The sequence below is a fragment of the Thioclava sp. UBA3469 genome (genome assembly GCF_002378135.1).
Lineage (GTDB): Bacteria > Pseudomonadota > Alphaproteobacteria > Rhodobacterales > Rhodobacteraceae > Thioclava > Thioclava sediminum.
The window spans coordinates 1-9,548 of record NZ_DFRG01000033.1; the positions used below are offsets into that span (position 1 = coordinate 1).

General features: G+C 64.6%; 13 protein-coding genes. 12 read left to right on the forward strand and 1 reads right to left on the reverse strand.

The genetic code is table 11. The annotated features are described in order from the left end of the window. The 7 genes from B3D39_RS02565 to B3D39_RS02595 form a co-directional block, all read left to right on the forward strand. The coding region (locus tag B3D39_RS02565; RefSeq protein ID WP_286789349.1) for an amidohydrolase family protein at positions 1 to 687 on the forward strand (687 nt) is incomplete at its 5' end. Positions 688 to 693: 6 nt separating this feature from the next. Next, on the forward strand, positions 694 to 1,116 hold the full coding sequence (locus tag B3D39_RS02570) for a VOC family protein (protein WP_078599377.1): 423 nt from the start codon (positions 694 to 696) through the stop codon (positions 1,114 to 1,116). Beyond that, complete coding sequence (locus B3D39_RS02575; RefSeq protein WP_078546451.1) at positions 1,113 to 1,901, forward strand: ABC transporter ATP-binding protein; 789 nt, start codon at positions 1,113 to 1,115, stop codon at positions 1,899 to 1,901. Before B3D39_RS02570 ends, B3D39_RS02575 begins: the two co-directional genes overlap by 4 nt. Positions 1,902 to 1,994: 93 nt before the next feature. Then, a complete protein-coding gene (locus B3D39_RS02580; protein ID WP_286789350.1) occupies positions 1,995 to 2,858 on the forward strand; it encodes an ABC transporter permease in 864 nt (287 codons plus the stop codon). Next, positions 2,855 to 3,703, forward strand: a complete 849-nt coding sequence (locus tag B3D39_RS02585) for an ABC transporter permease (protein WP_078519524.1) — start codon at positions 2,855 to 2,857, stop codon at positions 3,701 to 3,703. Before B3D39_RS02580 ends, B3D39_RS02585 begins: the two co-directional genes overlap by 4 nt. Before the next feature lie 71 nt (positions 3,704 to 3,774). Then, positions 3,775 to 4,761 carry an ABC transporter substrate-binding protein gene (locus B3D39_RS02590; protein ID WP_274962678.1) on the forward strand — a complete coding sequence of 329 codons (987 nt, stop codon included), beginning with the start codon at positions 3,775 to 3,777 and terminating at the stop codon, positions 4,759 to 4,761. A 108-nt stretch (positions 4,762 to 4,869) separates the two neighbouring features. After that, positions 4,870 to 5,334 carry a hypothetical protein gene (locus B3D39_RS02595; RefSeq protein ID WP_143594663.1) on the forward strand — a complete coding sequence of 155 codons (465 nt, stop codon included), beginning with the start codon at positions 4,870 to 4,872 and terminating at the stop codon, positions 5,332 to 5,334. A gap of 44 nt (positions 5,335 to 5,378) precedes the next feature. Here B3D39_RS02595 and B3D39_RS02600 read toward each other — a convergent pair whose 3' ends face one another. Further along, complete coding sequence (locus B3D39_RS02600) at positions 5,379 to 6,527, reverse strand: mechanosensitive ion channel family protein (RefSeq protein WP_274962677.1); 1,149 nt, start codon at positions 6,525 to 6,527, stop codon at positions 5,379 to 5,381. A 171-nt stretch (positions 6,528 to 6,698) separates the two neighbouring features. On the opposite strand from B3D39_RS02600, the gene B3D39_RS02605 reads away from it, so the two are divergent. The 5 genes from B3D39_RS02605 to B3D39_RS02625 form a co-directional block, all read left to right on the forward strand. Beyond that, complete coding sequence (locus tag B3D39_RS02605) at positions 6,699 to 6,866, forward strand: hypothetical protein (protein WP_165756911.1); 168 nt, start codon at positions 6,699 to 6,701, stop codon at positions 6,864 to 6,866. 74 nt (positions 6,867 to 6,940) lie between these two features. After that, positions 6,941 to 8,299, forward strand: coding sequence for a short-chain fatty acyl-CoA regulator family protein (locus B3D39_RS02610; RefSeq protein WP_274962676.1), 1,359 nt, complete (start codon positions 6,941 to 6,943; stop codon positions 8,297 to 8,299). A 51-nt stretch (positions 8,300 to 8,350) separates the two neighbouring features. Then, positions 8,351 to 8,746, forward strand: coding sequence for a response regulator transcription factor (locus B3D39_RS02615; RefSeq protein ID WP_075774383.1), 396 nt, complete (start codon positions 8,351 to 8,353; stop codon positions 8,744 to 8,746). Next, entirely contained in the window at positions 8,746 to 9,084 is a 339-nt protein-coding gene (locus B3D39_RS02620) for a hypothetical protein (protein WP_246831820.1), read from the forward strand. The genes B3D39_RS02615 and B3D39_RS02620 overlap by 1 nt, the downstream gene beginning before the upstream one ends. Before the next feature lies 1 nt (position 9,085). Next, positions 9,086 to 9,548 (forward strand): sodium:solute symporter family transporter (locus tag B3D39_RS02625; RefSeq protein WP_414717960.1); only part of this gene is annotated, 463 nt, incomplete at its 3' end.

A 9,548-nucleotide genomic window follows, 5' to 3' on the forward strand; every position in this document is an offset into this window, starting at 1 on the left:
TATGGCGAACCGTTGATCCAGCATCTTCTTCTGGACGAGAGCGAGTACGCCAACCCGGACTGGGACCATGCCGCGCGGCGCGTGATGAGCCCGCCCTTCCGCAACAAGCAGCACCAGGATTCGCTGTGGGCGGGCCTGGCGTCCGGATCGCTGCAGGTGGTCGCGACCGACCATTGCGCGTTCACGACGGAACAGAAGCGCTACGGCGTGGGCGATTTCACCAAGATCCCGAACGGCACCGGCGGTCTGGAAGACCGGATGCCGATGCTCTGGACCTATGGGGTCGAGACGGGCCGGATTACGATGAACGAATTCGTGGCGGTGACCTCGACCAACATCGCGAAGATCCTCAACGTCTATCCGAAGAAGGGCGCGGTTCTGGTCGGCGCGGATGCCGATCTCGTGGTCTGGGATCCGGAAGCGACCAAGACGATCTCGGCCAAGACCCAGCAATCTGCCATCGATTACAACGTCTTCGAGGGCAAAGAGGTCAAGGGGCTGCCGCGCTACACGCTCAGCCGCGGTGTCGTCGCCTGGGCCGATGGCAAGATACAGACGCCCGAGGGCCACGGCGAATTCGTCGCCCGCGATCCGGGCATGCCGGTGACCAAGGCTCTGTCCACCTGGAAAGAGCTCACCGCGCCGCGTCCGGTCGAACGCAGCGGTATCCCGGCGACCGGGGTATAAGGCGCAATGGCGGCCCCGGTCAGTTCCGGCGTTTTGGAGGCTGCGGTCTATGTCGAGGATCTCGACGCGACCGAAGCCTTCTACGGCGGGCTGCTGGGGCTCGAGCGGCTAACCCGTCGCGACGGGCGGCATGTCTTTTTCCGCTGTGGCGATAGCGTGATCCTGACCTTCATCGCTCAGGCCACGCAGCAGCCACCCGACCCGGAGGCGGCGCTGCCGGTTCCACCGCATGGCGCGGTCGGACCGGGGCATGTATGCCTCGCGGCGGACGCGGAACAACTCAACGAATGGGAACGACATTTGAGGGACAACAACGTAGAGATTGAGGCCGACTTCTATTGGCCGAACGGGGCGCGGTCGATCTACCTGCGCGACCCGGCGGGCAACAGCGTCGAGATTGCGGATAAAACCCTGTGGAGGCGCGGATGACGGCAGCACCGGTAATTCAGGCCCGCGGGCTCAATCTGACTTTCCAGACGGGGGACGGTTCGGTTCACGCGCTGAAAGATATCGATCTCGATATCGAGAAGGGCGAATTCGTGAGCTTCATCGGCCCCTCGGGCTGCGGCAAGACGACCTTCCTGCGGTGCATCGCGGCACTGGAGACGCCCACGGGCGGCTCGCTGACCGTGAACGGCATCTCGCCGGAAGAAGCCCGCAAGGCGCGAAGCTACGGCTATGTGTTTCAGGCGGCAGGTCTTTACCCTTGGCGCACGATTGCGGGAAATGTGAAACTTCCGCTGGAAATCATGGGTTATTCCAAGGCGCAGCAGCAAGAGCGTGTTGAAAAAGTGCTTTCGCTGGTCGACCTCGAAGGCTTCGGGAAGAAGTTCCCCTGGCAGCTTTCGGGCGGCATGCAGCAGCGCGCCTCGATCGCGCGGGCGCTGGCCTTCGACGCCGAGATCCTGCTGATGGACGAACCTTTCGGCGCGCTCGACGAGATCGTGCGCGACAAGCTCAACGAAGAGCTTCTCAAGCTCTGGTCGGCCACCAACAAGACGATCGGTTTCGTAACCCACTCGATCCCGGAAGCGGTCTATCTGTCGACCAAGATCGTGGTGATGTCGCCCCGTCCGGGCCGCATCCACGAAGTCATCGAGAGCACGTTGCCGAAAGGGCCGCGCCCGCTCGACATCCGCGACAGCGAGGAATTCCTGCAGATCGCGCACCGGGTGCGCGAGGGGCTTCGGGCGGGGCATGCCTATGATGAATGACCGCATGACCGACACCCGGACCGGGCGAGCCTGCGCGCCGCTCTGGGCCTTGCCAAAAGCGCGTTCGGCCAAACCGAAGGGGAGGGCGGTCTCATGAAGATGATCGCACCCGTTCTGACAGTTCTGGCCGCGATCTTGCTGCTTTGGTACGCCGCGACCGTCTGGATGAACTCGCAATGGACCTACGATCAGGCCGCACGCGCCGGTGAAGAGGTCACATTCTCCGAGCTTGTCACCGACACGCTGACCCAGAAACGCCCCGTTCTGCCCGCCCCGCATCAGGTGGCTGTCGGGTTATGGGAAGGTGTGGCCGGGCAGAAGATCACCTCCAAGCGCAGCCTTGTCTTCCATGGCTGGATCACGCTGTCTGCGACGCTTGCGGGCTTCGCGCTGGGCACCGGTCTGGGCATTCTGCTGGCGGTGGGGATCACCCATAGCCGGGCGATGGATCTGAGCGTGATGCCCTGGGCGATCGCGAGCCAGACGATCCCGATCCTCGCCATCGCGCCGATGGTGATCGTGGTGCTGGCGAGCCTCGGGATCACCGGGCTGCTGCCCAAGGCGATCATTGCGGCTTACCTGAGCTTCTTCCCCGTGCTCGTCGGCATGGTGAAGGGTTTGCGAGCGCCCGATCACATGCAGCTCGATCTGCTGAAGACCTATAATGCGAGCCAAGGCGCGACCTTCTGGAAGCTGCGGCTGCCGTCGTCAATGCCGTATCTCTTCGCCTCGCTGAAAGTGGGCGTGGCCGCGAGCCTCGTCGGCACCATCGTCGCTGAACTGCCGGCGGGCGCGACCCGCGGGCTTGGCGCGCGGCCTCTGTCGGGCAGCTATTACGGGCAGACGGTGCAGATCTGGTCCGCTCTGTTCGCAGCGGCAGCGCTCGCGGCGATCCTCGTGGTGGTGGTCGGCATCATCGAACAAATCACGCTCAAGCGGATGGGGATGGTGCAATGAGCTGGCTTATTTTCGCAATCGTCTTCTGGCTGGCGGCCTGGGCGCTCAATACTTGGCTTGCGCGCCATCACGGCTCGGAGCGTTGGGCGCGTTTCCTGATCCCGGCCTTGTTCGGCATCACCCTTCTGCTTCTGTGGGAAGGTCTGGTTCGTGGGCTGAATATCAGCCCGGTGATCCTGCCCGCGCCAAGCCAGATCGCGGCGAGCCTGATGGCCTCGACCGATGTGCTGCGCGAGGATTTCGTGCAGACGATCCTGAAAGGCGCGCTGTCGGGCTATATCATCGGCTGCGGCGCGGCGGTGGTGGTGGCGATCCTGATCGACCGCTCGCCCTTCCTGCAACGGGGACTGCTGCCGATCGGGAACTTCGTCGCGGCCCTGCCGATCGTCGGGATCGCGCCGATCCTCGTGATGTGGTTCGGCTTCGACTGGCAGTCGAAAGCGGCGGTCGTCGTGGTCATGGTCTTCTTCCCCGTCCTCGTGAACATGGTGGCGGGTCTGGCGGCCACGAATGCGCTTCAGCGCGACCTGATGGCGACCTATTCCGCAAGCTATTGGCAGGGGCTTTTCAAGATGCGCCTGCCAGCGGCGATGCCGTTTCTCTTCAATGGGTTGAAGATCGCGACGACACTGGCTTTGATCGGTGCGATCGTTGCCGAATTTTTCGGCAGCCCGACGAAAGGAATGGGCTTTCGCATCTCGACCGCGGTGGGGCAGCTTGATCTGCCGCTCGTGTGGTCGGAAATTACCGTTGCGGCCCTCGCGGGCTCGGGCTTCTATGGGCTTGTCGCCCTGATCGAGAAGCTGGTGACTTTCTGGCACCCGTCGCAACGGGCCCGGACGTAAGGGCAAGGAAGAGCCTGAGAAAAACCTAAAATCCCGGGCGTAAAGATCCGGGGCCAACAGTGGAGTGAAAGATGAAGAAACTGATCGCAGGGGTGGCCGCAAGCCTCACCATGGCGGGGGCCGCTTGGGCCAACGAGGACGTGACGCTGCAGCTGAAATGGGTCACGCAGGCCCAGTTCGCGGGCTATTATGTCGCGCTCGACAAAGGCTTCTACGAGGATGCGGGCCTCGACGTGACCATCAAGCCGGGCGGCCCCGATATCGGGCCCGAACAGGTGATCGCAGGCGGTGGCGCCGATGTCATCGTCGACTGGATGCCGGCGGCGCTGGCGGCCCGCGAGAAAGGGCTGCCGCTCGTGAACATCGCCCAGCCCTTCAAGAAGTCGGGCATGATGCTGACCTGCCTCAAGGAAAGCGGCATCAAGACCCCCGAGGACTTCCCCGGCCATACGCTGGGCGTGTGGTTCTTCGGCAATGAATACCCGTTCCTGAGCTGGATGAACCATCTCGGCATCTCGACCGAAGGCGGCGACGATGGCGTGACCGTGCTCAAGCAGGGCTTCAACGTCGATCCGCTGCTGCAAAAGCAGGCGGCCTGTATCTCGACCATGACCTATAACGAGTATCTGCAGGTGCTCGAAGCGGGCATTCAGCCCGACCAGCTGGTCACCTTCAAATACGAAGACGAAGGCGTCGCGACGCTCGAGGACGGTCTTTACGTGCTCGAAGAGAACCTCAAGGACCCGGCCTTCGTCGACAAGATGGCGAAATTCGTGAAGGCCTCGATGGAAGGCTGGAAATACGCCGAGGAGCATCCCGACGAGGCCGCACAGATCATTCTCGACAATGACGAGACCGGTGCGCAGACGATGGAGCACCAAGTCGGCATGATGAAAGAAGTCTCCAAGCTGACCGAAGGGTCGAACGGCACGCTCGACCCCGCCGATTACGAGCGCACGGTCGACGTTCTGATGTCGGGCGGTTCGGACCCGGTCATCACCAAGAAGCCGGAAGGCGCCTGGACGCATGATGTGACCGACAAGGCTGGCCTCGAATAAGAGAGACACTCTCGCGAAACACGAAGCCCTCCGGTGCGCCGGGGGGCTTTTTCATATTCGGGGTTTCTTAAGGGGAATCGGCTTTGCTGAGCGGCAGGAGGCACTCGCATGGCCGATCGATCAATGACCGCGCAGCGTGCGCGCGCCCGCGCACGGGCTCGCAGGCGTCAGCAGCGCACGCACCCGGCCCTGACCGCGTTCTACGCAGTCGTCGTGATCAGCGTCGCGGGCGGGCTGTTCTACCTCGCATGGAAAAGCCAGTTCGCGGCTCCGCCGAGCTACCTTTTCGACACGCCCACCCAGCCGATCGAGGCCGCCTATTGCCTCGCCGTGGTCCGTGCGCTCTCGGGCGGCGGAAGCGGGGGATATATCGGGCAGGCGCAGGATTTCTGGCTGAAGCGCCTGCTGACATTCAGCGGCGATGTTGCGGGCAATATCGCGAAGGGCGAAGATGCGCTCGGGCACCATCTGATCGGCAGACCTGTGCCCGATCGCCAATGGCTCGTGGATGCGATGGATAAGTGCTCCAACCGGGCCGTGAATTACGGGGCGCATTTCGGGGCCTTCGATTAGCGGCGAACCGCGGCGGCCTGTTGGAGTGTGCCTGCAACGAGCCCTTAGCGGGAGGGCGCGTCAGCTGACGAAGCTTCGCCAGAGGGCGTGCCGAGGAATGCAGACTCCGCTGGCGACAGATCGGCCCGCGTGCGGGGCAGGGCATGCGGCATCTCGGCCTGAATCCACGCCACCAGCTCCTCGCGAATATGGCAGCGCAGATCGTAGGTGCGCGGACCGTTGCGCGCGGAGGCGAGGATGCGCACCTCCATCACCCGCTCGCGGAAATCGGTCACCTGCAAGGCGAAGACCTTACCGTCCCAGAGCGGATCGGCGCGGGTGATCTCTTCGGCCTTCGCGCGGATCGCGGCGACGTCGGCCGTGTGGTCGAGATAGATCATGACGGTGCCGATCAGATCGGCGCTTTCGCGGGTCCAGTTCTGGAAAGGTTGTTCGATGAAATAGCTCAAGGGTACCACGAGCCGCCGCCAATTCCAGATGCGGATGACAACGTAAGTCGATGTGATTTCTTCGACATTTCCCCATTCGCCCTCGACGATCAGTGCATCGTCGATGCGGATCGGCTGTGTCAGGGCAAGCTGGATGCCCGCAAAGAGGTTCTTGAGCACCGGCTGCAGTGCAAGACCAACCACGATGCCGGCGGCCCCACCCGCCGCTAAAAGAGACACGCCATATTGGCGCACGGCGGGGAAGGTCATCAGGGCGGCTGCGACCGCGAGGATCACGATCATCACTTTGGCCACACGCATCAGGATGCGGGTCTGGGTGACGTGCTTGCGCGCCAGCAGGTTGTCTTCCGCGTCGAGCTTGAAGCGCCGCAGATGGATCGTCGTCCAGATGTAAAGCGCGGTATAGGCGATCCAGGCGAGGCACAGGATCAGCGCGACCAGCAGAATATGGGTGATTGCACCGGTGACTGCGGCGCTGGCTGGCGCGAGCCCGTTCGCAAAGCCAAGTGCGGCGATCAGCAGGATCAACCGCATCGGTTGCGCCCCCCGCGCGACCAGCGAGCGCCAGAACAGATCGCGATCGGCCACCGCGCGGTTGAGCGCCGTGAACAACACCCTAAACAGCAGCAGCGCGATCAGCGCCGCCATCACATAGGCGATCAGCGCCACCGCCCAGTCCGGCAGGAATTTCTGCGCCGTATCGATGGCACTTGCCAGTTCGGTCTCGATCGTCTGGGGCTCCATCCGGGTCTCCGCGAATTGCCGCGCGCTATGCTGCGCTGCCGCATTGATGATGGCGCATCGGGCGGAGCTGTCAAATCGGGCCGGGAATTGACGTCGATCATAGAGCGAACAGGCCGGCAATGTAGATTGACATATGGGGAAATCGTCCCATACCGAGAATTGGAGAGAGCCATGAAAAACCGCTTTTTCGCAACCGCTGCACAGCTTGCCGCGCTCGTCGCGCTGGTCGCGTTTGCAGGCTGTACGCAGCTTGAACGCGATATCGGGGAATGCGAGCCGGGTGTCGGGGGCATATCGGGCATGGCCACGGTCGCGCCCTCTGGAACGGGATCCTGCTGAGGTCCTGTAAACCGCTGTAAAACTATTTTCTTCTTCTGCACTTGTTTGTAAAAACGGGTGCAGGAGGAGTTTACATGGCCCGTTCCCCGCTGACCGGCACCCGCATCCGCGAGCGGCGCAATGCGCTTGGCTTGAAACAGGCTGAACTGGCGCGCGCGTCCGGCATTTCGGCCGCCTATCTCAACCTGATCGAGCATAATCGCCGCCGGGTCAGCGATGCGCTGATCGACCGGATCGCAGGCGCGATGGGTGTCGATCCGGTCACGTTGGGCGAGGGGGCGGAAGGGGCGTTGTTCGCAGGGTTGCGCGAAGCGGTCGCGTCGCTGGAACTGGCCGAGGCAGGTGGCGGCAATGGCGCGGGCACTGCCAGCCAGGCCGTGCCCGATCTCGACCGCATCGAGGAATTCGTCGGTCGCTTTCCCGCATGGGCCGCGCTTCTGGTGAACCGTCAGGCGCGGCTGGCCGAGTTGGAGCGCGTGGTCGAAACCTATGCCGAGCGGATGGCGCAGGACCCGTTCCTGCTGACCTCGCTGCATGAGGTGCTCTCGGCGGTGACCTCGCTGCGCTCCACCGCCGCGATCCTTGTCGAGACCGAGGATATCGAGCCGGAATGGCGCGCGCGGTTTCTCAACACGATCCAGGAGGAAAGCCTGCGCCTGTCGGGAACGGCGGAGGCTTTGGTCGGCTATCTCGACGAGATGGAAACCGCCGAGACCGGCCTGTCCTCGCCGCAAGAACAGCTCGAGGCGTGGCTCGAGGCGCGCGGCTGGCATTTCCCGGAACTGGAGGGAGGCGGGACCGATCCGGCCGAGCTGATCGCGGGCGCGCCGGAATTGGCGTCCTCGGCGGCCCGGGAACTCGCGCGCGGCCATCTTCAGAGGCAGGCGGAGGATGCGCGCGCCTTGCCGCTGGACCCGGTGCTGGCGGCTCTCGCCGAGCTCGGCCCCGATCCGGGCGCGCTGGCGGCACGCTTCGCCGTGCCGCTCGCGCAGGTGTTGCGGCGGCTCGCGGCGTTGCCAGAGGGCGCGCCGGGGCTTGGGCAACCGGGGTTGGTGGTCTGCGACGGCTCGGGCACGCTGACCTTCCGCCGTGCAGCCGCCGGTTTCCTGCTGCCGCGCTTCGCCGCGGCCTGTCCGCTCTGGCCGCTCTATGAGGCGCTTGCACGGCCGATGCAGCCGATCCGGGCGCTGGTCGATATGGCGGGGCGCTTGTCGCAACGCTTCCTGACCTATGCCGTCTCCGAGCCGCGCCCGACGGGGTTCGACGGCCCGGTGCTGATGCGCGCCACCATGCTGATCCTGCCAGCGCCCGCGCAGAGCGCTGATGCGCCGGCGCGCCCGATCGGCGCGTCGTGCCGTATCTGTCCGCGTGGCGAGTGTCCGGGGCGGCGCGAACCCTCGATCGTCGCGGATGCGTCGGCGGGGAGGGCGTGAGGGTTTGACAGGGCGCGACACGGTGGCGATAGTCGGGTGAGGGGGATGGCTATGGCGCAAAGACAGGTGCTGTTGATCGAGGATGAGCCGCATATCGCGGAAGCGATCCGGTTCATCCTGACGCGTGCGGGCTGGACGGTGTCGGTGCTCGAAGACGGCGCGCGGGCAATGGCGCGCATCACCGGCGATCCGCCCGATGCAATCATCCTCGATCTGATGCTGCCGGGGCGGTCCGGTCTCGAAATCCTTGCCGATATGCGCGCGGATGCCGCGCTGCGCGATTTGCCCGTTCTGATGCTCAGCGCACGGGGGCAGGGGCGCGACCGCGATGCGGCGACCCGCGCCGGTGCGACGGCCTTCCTCGCCAAGCCATTTGCCAATGGCGATGTGCTCGATCAACTCGAAGCGATCACCGGCGGGGGCGCAGCGCGCCGGGAGCCCGCCTGATGCCGCAGACGGGCCAGCCGCTCTTTCTTGCCCGCCGTTCCTATCGCCGCCGCCGCCTGATGGATGCGGCGCGGCTTTTGCCGATTGTCGGGCTGGTGCTGATCATGATGCCGGGCCTGTGGCATCCTGCGCAGACCCCTGTGCCCGACACCGGGCGCGGCGGGCTCTACCTTTTCGCGGTCTGGATCGTGCTGATCCTCGCGGCTTTCGCCATTTCCCGCGGGCTTGGCCCGGTGCTCAACGCAGAGGACGTGCCAGAAGGCAATGGCGAGGCCGAGGGCCCAACCGCCGCCGCAACCGCCAGCCGCGCGTCGGACGCGCCGCCGCCGGAGGGCTGAGATGCCCTTCAATAATCTCGTCGCGGTCTGCCTGACCTATGTGATCGTGCTCTTCTCGGTGGCGTTCGTGGCCGAACGTCGGGCGCAGCGCCGCCGCCTGCGCTTCCTGCGCTCGCCGGTGATCTACACGCTGTCGCTGTCGATCTATTGCACCGCCTGGACCTTCTACGGCGCGGTCGGTTACGCGGCGCGGTCGGGTTTGGAATTCCTGACGATCTACCTGGGTCCGACGCTGGTCTTCGTCGGCTGGTGGTGGGTGCTGCGCAAGCTGGTGCGGATCGGGCGCACCCATCGCGTGACCTCGATCGCGGACCTGATCTCCAGTCGTTACGGCAAGTCGAACACGCTGGGCGTTATCGTCACGCTGATGTCGGTCGCCGCCGCCACGCCCTACATCGCGCTACAACTGCAATCGGTGACGCTGAGCTTCGGCGTCTTCGCGGCTGGCACGCCCGAAGGCTGGG